The organism is Enterococcus aquimarinus (genome assembly GCF_001885765.1).
Taxonomy (GTDB): domain Bacteria; phylum Bacillota; class Bacilli; order Lactobacillales; family Enterococcaceae; genus Enterococcus_I; species Enterococcus_I aquimarinus.
Window position 1 is genome coordinate 131,967 of record NZ_JXKD01000003.1, and the last position, 16,568, is coordinate 148,534.

Consider the following 16,568-nt stretch of genomic DNA (forward strand, 5'->3'; position numbering starts at 1 on the left):
TATTATTTGTCGTTGATTGCTGCTAATCCAGGTAATGTTTTACCTTCTAACAACTCTAAACTTGCACCGCCACCAGTAGAAATGTGCGTAAATTGATCGGCAAATCCTAATTGTTCTGCTGCTGCTGCTGAATCGCCACCACCGATAATAGTTGTTGCGTCGGTTAAGCTTGCGATTGATTCACAAACACCAATCGTTCCTTTAGCAAAGTTAGACATTTCAAACACACCCATTGGGCCGTTCCAAACAACTGTTTTTGCGTCTTTTAAAATATCCGCAAATAATTCAACTGTTTTCGGTCCGATATCTAAGCCCATTTGGCCTGCTGGTACATCGCCTTCATGAATTTCTGTTGGTTCGTCATTTGAAAATGCTGCACAAGTCACAGAATCAACTGGTAAAACAAGTTTGTCGCCTGCTTTTTCGATTAATTCTTTTGCTAATTCAACTTTATCTGCTTCAACTAATGAATTCCCAATTTCCATTCCTTTAGCTTTGTAGAATGTGTAAGTCATACCGCCACCGATTAAGATTTTATCTGCTTTTTCGATTAGGTTTTCAATAACACCAATTTTATCAGAAACTTTTGCGCCTCCAAGAATTGCCACCATTGGACGTTGTGGTGCAGCGACGACATCGCCGATAAATTTGATTTCTTTTTCCATTAAGAATCCAGCAACCGTTGGAATCCCTGTTGAAGCAATTCCCACGTTTGATGCATGCGCACGGTGAGCCGTTCCGAATGCGTCATTGACAAATACATCGCCTAAAGAAGCCCAGTATTTACCTAAATCCGAATCATTTTTGCTTTCTTTTTTACCATCAATATCTTCAAAACGCGTATTTTCAAAAACAACGACATCGCCTGCAGCCATGTTCGCAATTGCATCTTCTAATACTTCGCCACGAGTTTTAGGTACGAAAGTCACTTCTTTATCTAATAATTCGCCTAAACGCTTCGCAACTGGTGCTAACGATTTACCTGCTTTATCTTCTTCAGCCTTTACACGACCTAAGTGAGAGAATAAAATTGCTTTTCCGCCATTTTCTAATACATAGTTAATGGTTGGTAAAGCTGCTTTGATACGAGTGTCGTCAGTGATGACACCATCTTTTAAAGGAACATTAAAATCTACACGTACTAGGACTTTTTTGTCTTTTAAATCGATATCTTTTACTGTTTTCTTAGCCATTAATGATAGCCTCCTAAAATTATCTGTCGCATTAAATTTATCTATCTGATAAAAAAAGCGGGGAAGCGCGCGCTTCCCCGCTTTCATACTAGCTATTGGATTCTGTAAGGAATCTTATAAGTTAGCGAAGTATTCTAACGTACGTACTAATTGTGCTGTGTAAGACATTTCGTTATCGTACCAAGATACTGTTTTAACTAATTGTTTGTCGCCTACAGTTAAGACACGTGTTTGAGTTGCATCAAATAATGAACCGTAAGTGATTCCAACGATATCAGAAGAAACGATTTCGTCTTCGTTGTAACCATAAGATTCGTCAGCTGCTGCTTTCATCGCTGCGTTTACTTCGTCTGCTGTTACTTCTTTGTTTAATACAGTTACTAATTCAGTTAATGAACCAGTTGCTACAGGAACACGTTGTGCTGCGCCATCTAATTTACCGTTTAACTCAGGGATAACTAAACCAATTGCTTTAGCTGCTCCTGTTGAGTTTGGAGTAATGTTTTCTGCTGCTGCACGTGCACGACGGAAGTCACCTTTAGAGTGTGGTCCATCTAAAGTCATTTGGTCACCTGTGTAAGCATGGATTGTTGTCATTAATCCTTCAACAACACCAAATTTGTCATTTAAAACTTTAGCCATTGGTGCTAAACAGTTAGTTGTACATGAAGCACCTGAAATAACTGTTTCTTTACCAGTTAAGATATCATGGTTAACGTTGTAAACGATTGTTGGAACATCGTCTCCGCCTGGTGCTGAGATAACAACGCGTTTAGCGCCTGCTGCTAAATGTTTTTCAGCTGCTGTTTTAGAAGTGAAGAATCCTGTACATTCTAAAACGATATCTACGCCTAATTCGCCCCATGGTAATTCTTCAGGGTTACGGTTTGCTAAAACCTTAACTTCTTTTCCGTTCACGTTGAATGAACCTTCGTGCACTTCAACAGTTCCGTTGAAACGGCCTTGAGTAGTGTCATATTTTAATAAGTGAGCCAACATTTTTGCGTCTGTTAAGTCATTGATTGCAACTACTTCAATTCCTGCTACATCTTGAATACGACGGAAAGCTAAGCGTCCAATACGTCCAAATCCGTTAATACCTACTTTGATTGTCATTTAAAATTTCCTCCTTATGATATAAATCATAAAAATTTTATTTTTAAAGGGATAACCCTTTTAAAATCTCATTTGCGGCGGCTTCATCAGTGATGAGCCACGTTTGTTTTGGTGCGTTTTTCATATATGCGTGAATGGCTTTGGCTTTACTTTTGCCACCAGCGACAGCAAAAATATATGGAATATTTAAGATATCTTTCAACTGTAAGCCGATTCGAGGAATTCGATACACGATTTCGCCCGATTCATTGAAAAAGTAACCAAACGATTCTGCAACAGCATTTTTTTGTTTTAGCATGAGCAGTTCTTTTTCAGTCATCTTTCTTCGAGCTGCCATGTGAATTGCCCTTCCAATACTATGAATAACACAATTCGCTTCACTAATCAAGTTCAAAACCTCCAAAATCGATGGTTCTTGTAAAAGTGAATCATATGTGGCCGAACTTAATTGTTCGGGGACAAAAAGCGATCGATAATTCCCTCTTGTTCGCATGGCCATCACGGCACTGACTGAATTCGCTTGGACATTTACATACTCACCAATACCACCTCTCGCCGGTACAAACATGTTGTGGCGATTATGGGTTTCGAGAATGGAAAGATTTTCGGCAACATTCGCCATCGTTGTGCCACCCATCACGGCGATAATATTTTCCCCAATTGGTAATTGCTTGTTTAAGGCATCCCATAAAAGATGACCAAACTCTTCAATTACTTTTTCTTGGCGATCACTATCTCCTGGAGTGATAATACAGCGACTAATACCAAAATAATCAGCTAAGCGACGTTCTAAGCGGTCCATCCCAAACAATTGATCCATTAAATGTCCTAATTGATGATAGACTTCTTCGCCTTTTGAGGTGAGCTTCATCCCACTTTTTGATGTTTCAATGAGTTCCAATTTTTTTAACGAATCAGTCTCTGTTCTAAGTACTCGCTCTGTAACGGCCAAATTATCTGCCAAAACACGTCTACCGACTGGCTGCATCCAATAAATATTTTGTAAAATGCGATACCGTTCTTGAATTGTAGTTAATATTTCTGGAGCGATGGCTTCCATCACTCTAAGATCTTCAAGCATTACACAACCTCCGTTGGACAGCTTTAGTCCCATATAGACTCAACACGACCCAGATAGAGCAAAAAAAAGAATTCCTCGTTATTGTTGTTGTCCCTCACAACATTAATTTTAGCATAATCCAACCTTTCACGCAACTAATTCCATTAAAAAAACCATTCGAAAGAACAAAGATTGTCCTTTTGAATGATTTAATCATATCTTTTACGTTTACTTGATCCCGGGATTCCTAATTGTTCCCGATATTTTGCGACTGTCCGACGAGAAATATCAACACCTTGCTTAACCAAGGCTTCTACGATTTTTTGATCTGACAATGGTTTTTGTTTGTTTTCTTGTTGAATCATTTCCTGAATCCAGGTTTTTACTTCATCTGTTGAATTTTCTTCTCCATCTTTTGACGTAATTTTTGAACTAAAGAAGTGCTTCAATTCATATACCCCAAATGACGTGGCTATATATTTCCCATTCACAGCTCGACTAATGGTCGATTCGTGGAGTGCCAATGCTTCGGCAATTTCTTTTAAAATAAGAGGCTTAATCGGTCTTTCTGGCTTTAAAAAGAAATCTCTTTGATGGTTCACAATAAATTGTCCCACCCGATAAATCGTATTTCCTCGTTGTTCCACCATTTTTTTTAACGATTCAAAATTTTGCTTCTTTTCTTTTAAGTACTGTGCGACTTCGACATCCCCGCTTTGTTCCATTTGCTTAAAGTACTGTTCTTGAAATCTTAGTTCAGGGATACTGTGCTTGTTTGAGAGCAGCTGTAGTTGCCCTTCGCGGTTTCGGACTGTTAAATCTGGGACAATATATAAATCTTTTGTGTCCTCAAAGACTGCGCCTGGTGTCGGAGTTAAGTGTTGAAGATAATCAAAAACTTCTTGCACCTCTTTCAAGGTAATATTAAATTTTTTCGTAATTCGGTCCCATTTACGTGCGACGAGATCGTCAAACGACTCTTCTAATATGATATAAGCTAAGGCAGGAGATTGATCATCTCGTTCTGTCTGGAGCATTAGTGACTCCTGCAAATTACGTGCGCCGACCCCGGCAGGTTCTAATTGTTGGATGAGTGTTAAAGCATCCAGCATCTGTACAAAATCACATCCCGTTTGTTTTGCGGCTTCTTCAAGCGTAATAGTTAAAAAACCATTCAAATCGATATATTCGACTAAAAACAATACTAACGTCCGTAAATAAGTATCGCGATAATTCAAATGAATTTGTTCGATTAGTGATTCAAATAATGAGACGGATGTATCCGGGATTTGAGTTAAATAATCCGCCGTTTCATGCGTGTATGTTTTAGCGTACTCGTTCAAATTGGAATCCGTTGGTTCAACCGATTCGACCAATTCGATTAGCGGATTTTCTAATGATTCATTCTCAATAAACGCACGTAGTTCTTCTGTCGAATAATGCAATATTTGAATCGACTGTTGCAATTGTTGTGTCAATGCTAACTTTTGCGTCTGATTTTGCTTTTGCTGTTGGCTTTGAGTATACTGTTGTTGAAATTTCATTGGATTTCCCCTTGTAATTATTCTGAAAGTTTGCTAATCTATTTAGAGTAATGCGCGCCCTTAGTGTAGTGGATATCATACAAGATTCCGGTTCTTGTGACGGGGGTTCGACTCCCTCAGGGCGCATACTATCGCTATCAGAGTTAGTATACTTCACTTTGTGTTCTTTGACAAAGTGAAGTTTTTTTCTATGGCTGCGAAAAATGAAACAGGCCACTCTCTTTTTGTCAGAGAGTGGCCTGTTTATACGACTTATAACTCGTATTCCTCTTCGTCTTCGTCGTCTTCCTCATCAACTTCTAAGTCATCTTCATCAATGATGGTTAATTCATCTTCGATTCCACCCGTAAGTTCTTCGTCTTTATCTGCGCCAATTTCTTGTAAATCAGAATTGTAGGCTTTGATTTCAACGTCTTCATCTTCGTCTTCATCTTCAAACACATCATCATCTTCATCGACTAAATCAGTATCTTCTGGATCATCATCATTGTAATCAATCGCATCTTCATCACCAGTGATAAAGGCATTGACTTTTTTACGTTTCTTACGGCGCGGTTTGTCTTCATCTTCTTCGTCTTCTAAGCCATGGTTAATTTCTTCATCGATTGAATCAATCGCATACCATGAACGTAAGCCCCAACGATTGTCTCCTAATGAAATAAAACTACCATTAATATTTAAATCTGTGTAAAATTGCGCTAAGGAATCACGAATTTCACTATCAGATTTCCCTAAATATCCTTGAATCTGATTTACCAAATCAGAAAAATCCATGACATCTGTTTTTTGCTCTAAAATCGCATGCGCTACTTCAATCATTGATAATTCATCTTTATTTACGCCTTCAAATACATTAATCTCCACTCGGGACACGTCCTTTCACAGTCTATTCTTAATCATACAAAAATGTTTTAAAAAAAGCAATTTATTCTTGCAAATTAATCAAACTCTTAGCTAGTAAATTCTAAGTACAGCTCATATTCGCCGATTCTCTCATTCGCCATTAATAAATCGTACTGTACTCGAATTTTCCCAGCGGTTGGATAGTCAGTCAAACTCACATGCAAATCCTTGGTATAGACTTGAAAAAACATACTGCCATAAGGTGTTGGATATTTTGTATCCGTCATTTCCTGATACTGAAATTTAAACCGTAAGCGACTATCGGTGACACGTGTTAATTGCACACTTTCATCTGGCGAAATTTTGACAGTTACCGGAACAAACGTCACACCATCTTCTTGTGGTTCTTGATACCGAATATACAAATGATGACCGACACGAACGACTTGTCCCACTAGTTCAAACAAAAATTCTTCGATGGCTTCTCCTTGTATTACCTTGGTTTTTAAAAAAATATTGACATTCATGCCATTTTTCAAGCTCATGATTGCCTCCTTCGTTTTTTTCTCTTTCTTTTCAACAGATTTTCTCTCATCTTTCGTATATAATAAGGATGAACACTAAAATCATGTAAAAAAGAGGTATTTTTATGCAACGACTTATTTTCAATCAAATCACTCCGGCCAAAGAACAATCTTTTTTGCCTTTTGCACTCACTGATATCTTTACTGAATTCGTTCATTCAAATCATATAGAAATTATTCATTTTTGGCAATTAGAAAATACTTTCATTTTAGGAATGAAAGATACACGAACACCTTTTGTTGAAAAAGGAATTAAAAAAATCATCGAACACTCTTACGTTCCGGTCATCCGTAACTCTGGCGGATTAGGTGTCATTGCCGATGAAGGGATTTTAAATATTAGTTACTTGTTCCCAAAAACAGCAGATAGTGCCTCTACCGATCACGCATATGAAAAAATGGTTTCCTTGACGCAACAAGCTTTTCCCGAACTTCAAATCGAAGCTTATGAAATTGCTAGCTCCTATTGTCCTGGAACTTATGACTTAAGTGTCAATGGTCAAAAAATTGCTGGCATCGCTCAACGGCGCATCAAAGAAGGAATTGCTGTGATGATGTATTTAAGTGTCAATGGCAATCAAACGGCTCGAGGAAACCTCGTCCGAGAATTTTATCAGCAGAGTTTGGATCCACTTCGACCTGATAATAGTTATCCTAGTGTTGATCCAAATAGCATGGTGACCTTAGAAACGCTACTTGAGCGCCCGATTTTAGTTAACGAAGTGAAAGAACGTTTCGAAGCATTATTCCAACCAACTGATCGTTTAGATGACCCCTTTGAGTGGTTAAATCACCATCAATTAGAAGAGAAATTCGAGCAGAAATGGTCAGGGATGGTCAAACGAAACCAAAAAATTCAGGAGGTTAAAGATGAATACTCCTTATAAATACCAAACACTACCGGTAGAAAAAGTCTTTCGTGATCCTGTGCATCAATATATTCATGTCCAACATCAGGTTATTCTTGATTTAATTGATTCTAAAGAATTTCAACGTTTACGCCGCATTAAACAACTCGGTACGGCTTCCCTTACTTTTCACGGGGCCGAACATAGTCGTTTTTCGCATTCATTAGGAGTCTATGAAATTTCTCGTCGCATTTGCGATATCTTCCACCGAAATTATTCCGTTGAGAAAATCGGAACTGGTGGTTGGGATGACGGGGAACGGCTGATTACGCTTTGTGCAGCCTTACTACACGATGTAGGACATGGTCCCTATTCTCACACTTTTGAACATATCTTTCAGACGAACCACGAAGCCTTAACCGTTCAAATTATTTGTTCACCAAAGACAGAAATTTATCAAATATTAAATCGTGTGGAAGCAGGATTTCCTGAAAAAGTAGCGAGTGTCATTCAAAAAAAATATCCGAATCCCCAAGTGATCCAAATGATTTCTAGTCAAATCGATGCCGATCGGATGGATTATTTATTGCGCGACGCTTACTTTACAGGGACAGAGTATGGTACTTTTGATTTGACGCGGATTTTACAAGTCATTCGCCCCTATCAAGGGGGCATCACTTTTGGAATGAATGGTATGCATGCTGTGGAAGATTACATTGTCAGTCGCTACCAGATGTATGTTCAAGTTTATTTTCACCCAACTTCCCGTGCCATGGAAGTGATTTTAGAACACTTATTACAACGTGCGAAAGAAGTGTATCTCGAAAACAAAGAAATTTTCAGCAATCATTCCCCACTTTTAATTCCATTTTTGGAAAATCATTTTACGATGGATGATTACTTACGCCTAGATGATGGCGTATTAAACACGTATTTTAATCACTGGTTAGATGAATCCGATTCCTTATTAAAAGATCTTTCCTATCGTTTCTTAAATCGCAAGCCTTTAAAATCTTGTCGCTTTGATAAACAAAATCAAGAAAAATTGCTGCAAACGATGCGTTCACTTGTCGAAAAAACAGGCTTTAATCCGACTTATTATACAGCGGTCCATTCAAGTTTTGATTTACCGTACGATTTTTATCGTCCGGAATCCAATAAACAGCGCACGCAAATTGAATTACAAGAAAAAGATGGTACTTTGGTGGAACTATCCAAAGTCAGCCAACTCGTTGAAGCCTTAGCAGGCCAAGGTCAAGGTGATCAACGGTTTTATTTCCCGAAAGAGATGGTTGATTTCTCCTTGCAAGACAACTATGATTTATTTAGTGAAACCTACAAACAGTTTAACGCTCATATTCATAATGGCGCGTTAATCGAATAAAAAGATTATTGGAGGATATACAACATGTCGATCAAATTAATTGCCATTGATATTGATGGTACGTTATTAAACAGCCAACACCATTTAACCAATGAAGTGAAAGAAACACTTAAGAAAGCGGAAGAAAAAGGCGTGAAAATCGTCCTTTGTACTGGTCGACCATTAACAGGCGTGCAAGATTTAATCGCTGAACTTGACTTATACAGTGATAATGACTACGTGGTGACCTACAATGGATCGCTTATTCAAAAAACGAAAACAAAAGAAGTCGTTTCAAAATTCGAACTGGCTCATGAGGATTATTTAGCAATTGACGGCTTAGCACGCAAATTAAACATCCATTTACATACGGAAACAGAAGATACGATGTTTACATCTAATCGTGATATTAGTCGCTATACCGTATTAGAGTCACATTTAGTCAATATGCCGTTAAAATATCGGACACAAGAAGAAATGACAGAGGACTTAACCATCATTAAAATGATGATGATTGATGAACCGGAATTGTTAGACCAAGCCATTACGTTGATCCCGGAAGAATTTTACGAACGCTATACCATCGTCAAAAGCACCCCCTATTTCTTAGAATTTTTAAATAAGAAAGTCGATAAAGGTGCCGCGATTCATCTACTTGCCACTCATTTAGGTATTGAAGCCAGTGAGGTCATGGCATTAGGGGACAATGAAAATGACTTGCCGATGATTCAGTACGCTGGGCTTGGCATTGCGATGGGCAACGCTACTGAAAATGTTAAAAATGCTGCAAGTTTCATCACGACTTCTAACGACGAGCATGGGGTGGCTGTAGCGATTGAAAAGTTTGTCTTAAATGGATAAACCATTTTTCGTAGTGAGTTAACTCTAAATGATACGCGAATAAAATCATAAAAAAGCTAAACTAGGAGTGTAATAGCTCCTAATTTAGCTTTTTTGCTTCAGCCACTGTTCAACTGCCCAACGGTGACTGCCTCTTTTTAATAAAGTCAGTGCTTCACTAGGTGTCACCCAATGAAGACGATTGGTCTTTTCTGTCGGTTCTGCTACTTTTAGCCACTTTGTTACTTCATAAAAATAACCTGGATGATAAAAATGAATTTGTCGATGACGCGAATAAAAATATTCAATGGCTTCCCCAAAGTACGCACCAATTTCAACGACAAAACCTAATTCCTCTAACATTTCGCGATTAATCGCCTCGACGTGATTCTCTTCTTTTTCAATTTCTCCACCCGGTAAAAAATAGGCGCCATTGGGAGCTTGGACCAAAATGATTGTTTCTTGATTCTCCTGAGGTACTACAACATAGGCCCCATATCTTGCTTGATAGTCACAACTAATTTTTCGTTCTCCAAAAGTTGGTACCTCCATCTTTGTCACTCCCATTTCTTTTTCTTTATCTTAACGAAATTCTAATAAATAAACAAGCGTTTTCTCATGAAGTATTTACCTAAAATATCTATTCAAAATTCTAACGTTCAAAAGGAAGATATGTTATGATTGAGTTATGATATTTTGAAAGGATGATTCATCAATGAAAATGGCTCATACATGTGTCCGTGTCAAGGATTTAGAAGCTTCTGTCGCGTTTTATCAAAAAGCATTCGGTTTTGAAGAAAGTCGTCGACGCGATTTCCCAGAAGCGAAATTTACGTTAGTTTATTTAACGTTACCAGGTGATGGATACGAATTAGAATTAACGTATAACTATGATCATGAGGCTTATGATTTAGGGAATGGTTACGGTCATATTGCTATCGCGACAGAAGATGTTGCAGCGTTACACAAAAAACACCAAGAAGCAGGATTTGAAGTGACTGATCTAAAAGGGTTACCTGGGGTTCCGCCTTCTTATTATTTCATTATTGATCCCGATGGTTATAAAGTCGAAGTCATTCGTGCCGACTAGTCAATCTAAAAAAACGAGTACTATGCTGGTGGATGAGCAGTATTCGTTTTTTTCTATGCTATTTTCGTGACAATAATATAGAAAAAAGAATGCTAAACTGATAAAATATTAAAGAATGACACGCCGTTGTCATTCTTTTTTTAGTTTAAGAGGAGGAATTTGATGAAACCTAAAATTGGGATTGTGGCCAATGAGCGTTTTTTCTTAACAGATAAAATTGATTTTTGGATGTCTTATACAAGTAAAGGGTATATTGAGGGAATCAAAGACGCAGGTGGTTTAGCCTTTATTATCCCGATTGATGATGCAAGCCACGCCAAAGAATACATTGATACTATTGATCGGCTGATTTTAGCAGGCGGCCAAGATGTCGCGCCCCACTTCTATCAGCAAGAAGCGACGCCCTTAATAGGAGAAACCAATGAAGCCCGTGATCGCTTTGAAATCGCCTTAATTCACGAAGCAATGAAACAAAGAAAGCCCATCTTAGGAATTTGCCGGGGCATGCAGCTAATTAATATCGCTTGCGGCGGGACCGTCTATCAAGATTTATCGTTGCTTCAGACAGACACGCTTACTCATGTCCAAGAACAATCCATGGCACAACCAAGTCATTCGATTTACGTGGAAAACAAGAGTTGGCTTGCGACGTTCTTACCCGCAAACTACGAAGTGAACTCTGCCCATCATCAAGCAATCGACCAATTGGCGCCAGGCTTTAAAATCAGCGCTCGCGCAACAGATGGGGTAATTGAAGGGATTGAAGCAATCGATGCTAACCAAGAAATCTATGGTATTCAGTGGCATCCTGAGCTGACACGTGAAAAAATCACCGAAGAACAAGCCATTTTCAATCGTTTCATACAAGGATAAAGAAATAAAAGATGCAAAAAAAGACATTTTTTTCTAATAAAATGGCGTGAAGTTTCCAAAAACGCAGAATTCGATCATCACTCATTCGTATAGCTAAGGGGCTGTGACAAACGTCACAGCCCCTTACTTTTATTAATCCCCTTCAAAAAAGGCGAGAATTCGTTGATAAATCAGTTCATTCTCAATTTCATTTAGAACTTCATGTTTCATATTTGGAAATTCAATCATTTCAATTTGACGGTACCCAATCGCTGCGAGCGTTTGTTTGGTATCCAACAGTCCTTTAACGCCCCCGGTAATCTTCACGTCATCGGCGCCACTCAAACTCAAAATGGGTAAATCAGGATTTTGACAAGTATATTTCTCGATTTGTTTTAAGCCATAATCGGCAGTCCAGATAGTCGTTACGCCAATATTGTCATAGCCGGCAATGATTTTAGGATCTTGATTCACTTTGGCAATTTGTTCTAAATCATTCGTTAACCAACTCTTATCTGTTTCACCATAGCCGGATAATTTTTTTAATATCCAAGAATGTTGTTCTTCCCCAACAAATCGATTCGCAAAATCGGCTAATTTTAGACCAACTGGCGCTAATTTTTGGTAACAAACTGTCCCTGTTAATAATAGCTTGTCGATGTCTTTATCATGTTCTTGTAAGTAATTCCGCGCTAGGATCGACCCGAAAGAATGACCATATAAATACACAGGAAGATCCGAATATTGTTGTTTTGCAAAATGAGTAATCGCGACTTGATCGTCAATCATGCGCTCCACACTTGGCATATGTCCCCGTGGATTGCTTGAATTCGTTGATTCTCCGTGCCCTCGGTTATCGCTTGTCACCACGATATAGCCATTCTCGGCTAAATAATTCGCAAAATCTTGGTAACGATCTTTGTGTTCTAAAATCCCATGAATGATTTGAACAATCGCTTTTGGTACTTGACCTGTTTGTTGCGTTACCGTTAATGCTAGTGGTAGTCCATCATCCGCCATTAAAAACACTTCTTTTTGTATGACACGAGAGGGCGTATCTACTGTTTTTTTCTCTTCTTTTAGCATTTCTTTATCTGGTTCATTACGAAATAGAAAATAAGTCAATCCAACACTTACACCAATGAAACTTGCAGGAATTAGCATTTTTTTCCATTTTTTATTCATGATCTTGAACGCCTCCACTTTTATTTTTCGTCATTAAACTGACTGATTGTTTCAGTGCAGCAAAAATGCCATTATCGTTATAGACGAGCACGTTGGCTTTATACATTCTTTCAGAAAAAATAATTAAACCAACGATGCTTAAGACTAAAATCATTAAAGATAACAAGACTTCACCCGTGGAAACAAAGTTGTTTGCTAAGCGAATTGGCATCGTATAAGAAGAAAAGAAGGGAATAAACGATGTGACACGAATCACCAGATGATCAGGATTAGCCATTCCTAAACTCAACCCAATCATATAACCCGCTAAGGATAAATAGGTGACGGGTAAAATCGCTTTACTGACATCTTCGACTTTACTCACTAATGACCCACAAAGTGCCGCCAGTACTGCATATATCAAAATGCCTAATATCAAATAAAGCAGTGTGTAAGCTAGAAACTCTCCTAAAATATCGCGAATCGAAAATTCTGCTAAAAAAACTTGGACCGTCGAATTATTTTTTAACCAATAAAAACCGAGACCAATACTTACGGCATACACCACGATTTGCGTCAACGCAACCAGTAAAATTCCAGCTAATTTCCCATAAAAGTGACTCCGTGCTGAGACACTTGATAAAATGACTTCCATGATGCGCGTTCCTTTTTCAGAAGCAATCTCTTGGGCAATGATACTTGCATACGTGACAATAAAAATAAAAAGTAAGATAGTTGTGGCCATTCCGACAACTAAACGAATACTGGTAAAATCTTCTTCGGTATTCATTTCGCCATTTTCATTAAATGTAATTTTTTGTACAGAAAATGGGACCGAAGCATTTAAAGAAGCGACTTCTTCTTCAGACAATCCTAGAGCTTTTGCTCGCAACGAAGATTGTAATTGGTTGAGTTGCTGATTTAACGCCATTGTGACTTGTGGCATGGTATTTGAACTATAAAATTCGCCATTGATTTGATCTTTTTCCACCGATAGCAAAAGCAATCCATCAATTTCTTCTTCTTTTAATTGTTCTTCCCCTTGTTCTTTGGAATTTAAAACGGTCATGGAATCGAGAACGGTTTGAACTTCTACTGTATTTAAAAGATCCGAATCTCCTTGAACGACGACTCCGATCGTATCTCCTTCTTCGGTGGCATTGTCGGTGACTTGGTTGATGATGTATAGTCCCGCTGCAGCGATAAAAGGCACTAGCAACATGATAATAAATGAAATCGAACGGACATTTTTACGATACACATCTTTTGTAATAACCCAAAATTTAGACATTCGCTTCCCCTACTTTCTGTTTAAAAATTTCTTCTAAAGTGGGTGGTTGTTGATTAAACATCGGAATATAACCATCGGCTGTCGCTAGTCGAAAAATTTCTTTTCCGACTTCGGGATTTGATAACGTGATTTCTAACGTCTGATCTTCTCGCTCGCGCACGTCAGTCACACCGTCTAACAAGGCAATCTCATCTCGCGTGAGGGGGGATTCCAAAAAGACTTTCGTTCGACCAAATGATTCACGAATTTCATGAACCACACCATTTAAGACGGACTTCCCGTTATTTAACATCACTAAATGATCACAAATTTTCTCAACATGTTCCATATTATGACTTGAAAAAATGACGCAGGACCCTTGTTTTTTTAAAGAAAGAATTCCTTCTTTTAACAACTCCGCATTCACCGGATCAAGGCCACTAAAGGGTTCATCTAAAATGATTAATTGAGGCTCATGGATTAAGGTCGCAATTAATTGGACTTTTTGTTGGTTTCCTTTTGAGAGCGTCTTAACTTTATCTGTTTTTTTACCTTTTACTTGAAAGCGAGAAAGCCATTCATCGATTTTAGGTTCAATTTCTTTTTTCGTTTTGCCCCGTAATTGCGCAAAATAAATCAATTGATCCTGAATTGAAACTTTCGGATAGAGCCCACGTTCTTCTGGCAAATAACCGATAATATCATAATCATTTTTTCCGATTTTTTTCCCATTCCAAAGTATCTCACCTTGATTGGCGGTTAAAAAATCTAAAATTAAGCGAAAAGTCGTTGTTTTCCCGGCGCCATTTTGACCAATAAGTCCCATAATACTCCCTGGTTCAATTTTAAAGGACAGATGATCGACGGCGTAATAGTCTCCAAACGTTTTCGTTAAATTTCTCACTTCTAACATTTTTTCTCCTCCATTCTAACCCGCTGAATTTGTACCAATTAAGCATAACATATTATTTTTTTCTTGTACTCATGCTTTCGTCGGATTTTGACGTTTCCTCACGACGAACAGCCTGATAGACATTCATCGCTACTTGTTGCGGCAACCCAATTGCAACTAACGCTTCAATATCAGCGGCTTGAATGTTTTTCATCGATTTAAACGCCTTTAATAACATTTTTTTGCGTTTAGGTCCTAATCCTTCAATATCGTCTAACTTCGACGCAAAGCTATTTTTACTTCGAAGTTGACGATGAAATGTAATCGCAAAACGATGCACTTCATCTTGGATTCGTTGTAACAAGAAAAATTCGGAGGAGTTACGCGTGAGTGGTATCGGATCCAACGCTTCCCCGTAAAGTAGTTCACTCGTCTTATGTTTCTCGTTTTTAGCTAAGCCCGCAACAGGCAGGTCAATTCCCAGCTGATTTTCTAGAACGTCTTTCGCGATATCCACTTGTCCTTTACCACCATCAATTATAATTAAATCCGGCAACGGTAAGCCTTCTTTTAAAACTCTGGAATAGCGACGATAGATGACCTCGCGCATCGAAGCATAGTCATCTGGACCGGTGACCGTTTTAATTTTATATTTACGATACTCTTTACGAGCAGGTTTCCCATCGATAAAGACAACCATCGCCGAAACAGGGTCCGTCCCCATAATATTTGAGTTATCAAAAGCTTCAATTCGAATCGGCATCGGAATGTTCAAGGCGTTGCCAAGTTTTTCAAGCGCGCCAATGGTTCGCTCTTCTTGTCGATCCATTAAATCAAATTTTTCTGCGAGTGCCATTTCCGCATTTTTATTGGCCAAAGCCACTAACTTTTTCTTTTCGCCACGTTGCGGTCGAAGGACTTTCGTTGCAACAATGGCCTCGACGCTCAATTGGTCAATATCCATGGGTATCAAAACTTCTTTTGGTGTCATATGTTCGGCTTTTTGATAGAACTGCCCAATAAAAGTTAAAAAATCCTCTTGCGCCTCATTATAAAAAGGGAAAATGGAGACATCCCGTTCAATTAATTTACCTTGTCGGATGAAAAAAACTTGTACACACATCCAACCTTTATCCACGTGATACCCAAAAACATCGCGATCGAGTAAATCACTATTGGTCATTTTTTGTTTCACCATGACTGTTTCAATCGCTCGAATTTGATCCCGGTATTCCGCCGCTTGTTCAAAGGCCATTTCTTCGGCGGCTCGGTGCATCTTAGTCGTTAAGGTTTCTTCAATTTGAGTGTAATTTCCGTTAAAAAACTGCTTAATGTCTTCCGTGATCCCTTTATAGACCGCTGGATCAACATCAAAATAATACGGACATAGACACTGCCCCATATGATAATACAAACATGGTCGTTTCGTGTTCCCAGGGCCGCATTTTACGAGTGGAAACAGCCGATCGAGTAATTTCTTAATCTCATTAGCTGCCCGTACATCAGGATATGGACCGAAATAGAGCGCTTTATCCTTTAAGACTTTACGAGTGATAAGTAAACGGGGATATTTCTCATTCGTTACTTTAATAAAAGGATAGGTTTTATCATCTTTTAACATAATATTGTATTTCGGATCATTTTTCTTAATTAAATTGATTTCAAGCAATAACGCTTCGACGTTTGATTCTGTCACAATATACTCAAAATCAACAATCTCACTCACTAAACGAGTTGTTTTGGTATCGTGACTTCCAGTGAAATAGGAGCGTACGCGATTTTTTAAGACTTTGGCCTTTCCGACATAAATAATCGTCCCATTTTTGTCCTTCATCAAGTAACAACCAGGTTGGTCGGGTAATAAAGCCAGTTTATGTTGAATTTGTTCATTCATTGAATTCATCCTTCT

General features: G+C 38.4%; 16 protein-coding genes and 1 tRNA gene. 6 read left to right on the plus strand and 11 right to left on the minus strand.

The features are described from left to right. Window positions 1–2 precede the first annotated feature (2 nt). From RU93_RS03640 to rpoN, 4 genes are all read right to left on the minus strand, one after another. Window positions 3–1,193 (minus strand): phosphoglycerate kinase, encoded by a 1,191-nt coding sequence (locus RU93_RS03640; protein WP_071874249.1) that lies wholly within the window; start codon window positions 1,191–1,193, stop codon window positions 3–5. A 114-nt stretch (window positions 1,194–1,307) separates the two neighbouring features. Continuing rightward, on the minus strand, window positions 1,308–2,309 hold the full coding sequence (gene gap / locus RU93_RS03645; protein WP_071874250.1) for a type I glyceraldehyde-3-phosphate dehydrogenase: 1,002 nt from the start codon (window positions 2,307–2,309) through the stop codon (window positions 1,308–1,310). Between the two features lie 43 nt (window positions 2,310–2,352). After that, window positions 2,353–3,390 carry a sugar-binding transcriptional regulator gene (locus RU93_RS03650; protein WP_071874251.1) on the minus strand — a complete coding sequence of 346 codons (1,038 nt, stop codon included), beginning with the start codon at window positions 3,388–3,390 and terminating at the stop codon, window positions 2,353–2,355. Window positions 3,391–3,578: 188 nt separating this feature from the next. Further along, complete coding sequence (rpoN, locus tag RU93_RS03655) at window positions 3,579–4,913, minus strand: RNA polymerase factor sigma-54 (protein ID WP_071874252.1); 1,335 nt, start codon at window positions 4,911–4,913, stop codon at window positions 3,579–3,581. A gap of 54 nt (window positions 4,914–4,967) precedes the next feature. On the opposite strand from rpoN, the gene RU93_RS03660 reads away from it, so the two are divergent. Continuing rightward, window positions 4,968–5,039 (plus strand) — tRNA-Arg (locus tag RU93_RS03660). A 126-nt stretch (window positions 5,040–5,165) separates the two neighbouring features. Here the strand turns inward: RU93_RS03660 and rpoE are convergent. Then, complete coding sequence (gene rpoE / locus RU93_RS03665) at window positions 5,166–5,777, minus strand: DNA-directed RNA polymerase subunit delta (RefSeq protein WP_071874253.1); 612 nt, start codon at window positions 5,775–5,777, stop codon at window positions 5,166–5,168. Window positions 5,778–5,863: 86 nt separating this feature from the next. Beyond that, a complete protein-coding gene (locus tag RU93_RS03670; protein ID WP_071874254.1) occupies window positions 5,864–6,301 on the minus strand; it encodes a YwiB family protein in 438 nt (145 codons plus the stop codon). A 104-nt stretch (window positions 6,302–6,405) separates the two neighbouring features. Between RU93_RS03670 and RU93_RS03675 the strand changes: the two genes are divergently transcribed. From RU93_RS03675 to yidA, 3 genes are read left to right on the plus strand one after another with little or no spacing between them, the layout of a single operon-like run. Continuing rightward, entirely contained in the window at window positions 6,406–7,227 is an 822-nt protein-coding gene (locus RU93_RS03675; RefSeq protein ID WP_071874255.1) for a lipoate--protein ligase family protein, read from the plus strand. Continuing rightward, window positions 7,211–8,572 carry an HD domain-containing protein gene (locus RU93_RS03680; RefSeq protein ID WP_071874256.1) on the plus strand — a complete coding sequence of 454 codons (1,362 nt, stop codon included), beginning with the start codon at window positions 7,211–7,213 and terminating at the stop codon, window positions 8,570–8,572. Before RU93_RS03675 ends, RU93_RS03680 begins: the two co-directional genes overlap by 17 nt. 24 nt (window positions 8,573–8,596) lie before the next feature. Then, window positions 8,597–9,412 (plus strand): sugar-phosphatase, encoded by an 816-nt coding sequence (yidA, locus tag RU93_RS03685; RefSeq protein WP_071874257.1) that lies wholly within the window; start codon window positions 8,597–8,599, stop codon window positions 9,410–9,412. 84 nt (window positions 9,413–9,496) lie between these two features. Here the strand turns inward: yidA and RU93_RS03690 are convergent, their stop codons facing one another. Next, window positions 9,497–9,943: an NUDIX hydrolase gene (locus tag RU93_RS03690; RefSeq protein ID WP_071874258.1), complete on the minus strand. Its 447-nt coding sequence runs from the start codon at window positions 9,941–9,943 to the stop codon at window positions 9,497–9,499. Between the two features lie 163 nt (window positions 9,944–10,106). Between RU93_RS03690 and gloA the strand changes: the two genes are divergently transcribed. Both gloA and RU93_RS03700 read left to right on the plus strand, forming a co-directional pair. After that, a complete protein-coding gene (gene gloA, locus RU93_RS03695; RefSeq protein ID WP_071874259.1) occupies window positions 10,107–10,481 on the plus strand; it encodes a lactoylglutathione lyase in 375 nt (124 codons plus the stop codon). 162 nt (window positions 10,482–10,643) lie between these two features. Further along, window positions 10,644–11,354, plus strand: coding sequence for a gamma-glutamyl-gamma-aminobutyrate hydrolase family protein (locus tag RU93_RS03700; protein WP_071874260.1), 711 nt, complete (start codon window positions 10,644–10,646; stop codon window positions 11,352–11,354). 132 nt (window positions 11,355–11,486) lie between these two features. Here RU93_RS03700 and RU93_RS03705 read toward each other — a convergent pair whose 3' ends face one another. Genes RU93_RS03705 through uvrC form a run of 4 tightly spaced genes read right to left on the minus strand, consistent with a single transcriptional unit; the run spans window position 11,487 to window position 16,553 of the window. After that, a complete protein-coding gene (locus RU93_RS03705) occupies window positions 11,487–12,518 on the minus strand; it encodes an alpha/beta fold hydrolase (protein WP_084131161.1) in 1,032 nt (343 codons plus the stop codon). Then, window positions 12,511–13,788, minus strand: a complete 1,278-nt coding sequence (locus tag RU93_RS03710) for an ABC transporter permease (RefSeq protein WP_071874261.1) — start codon at window positions 13,786–13,788, stop codon at window positions 12,511–12,513. Before RU93_RS03710 ends, RU93_RS03705 begins: the two co-directional genes overlap by 8 nt. Then, the gene (locus RU93_RS03715) at window positions 13,781–14,680 is read right to left on the minus strand and encodes an ABC transporter ATP-binding protein (protein ID WP_071874262.1); all 900 of its coding nucleotides are present in this window, start codon (window positions 14,678–14,680) and stop codon (window positions 13,781–13,783) included. Before RU93_RS03715 ends, RU93_RS03710 begins: the two co-directional genes overlap by 8 nt. 52 nt (window positions 14,681–14,732) lie before the next feature. Further along, on the minus strand, window positions 14,733–16,553 hold the full coding sequence (gene uvrC, locus RU93_RS03720) for an excinuclease ABC subunit UvrC (RefSeq protein WP_071874263.1): 1,821 nt from the start codon (window positions 16,551–16,553) through the stop codon (window positions 14,733–14,735). Between the last annotated feature and the right edge of the window lie 15 nt (window positions 16,554–16,568).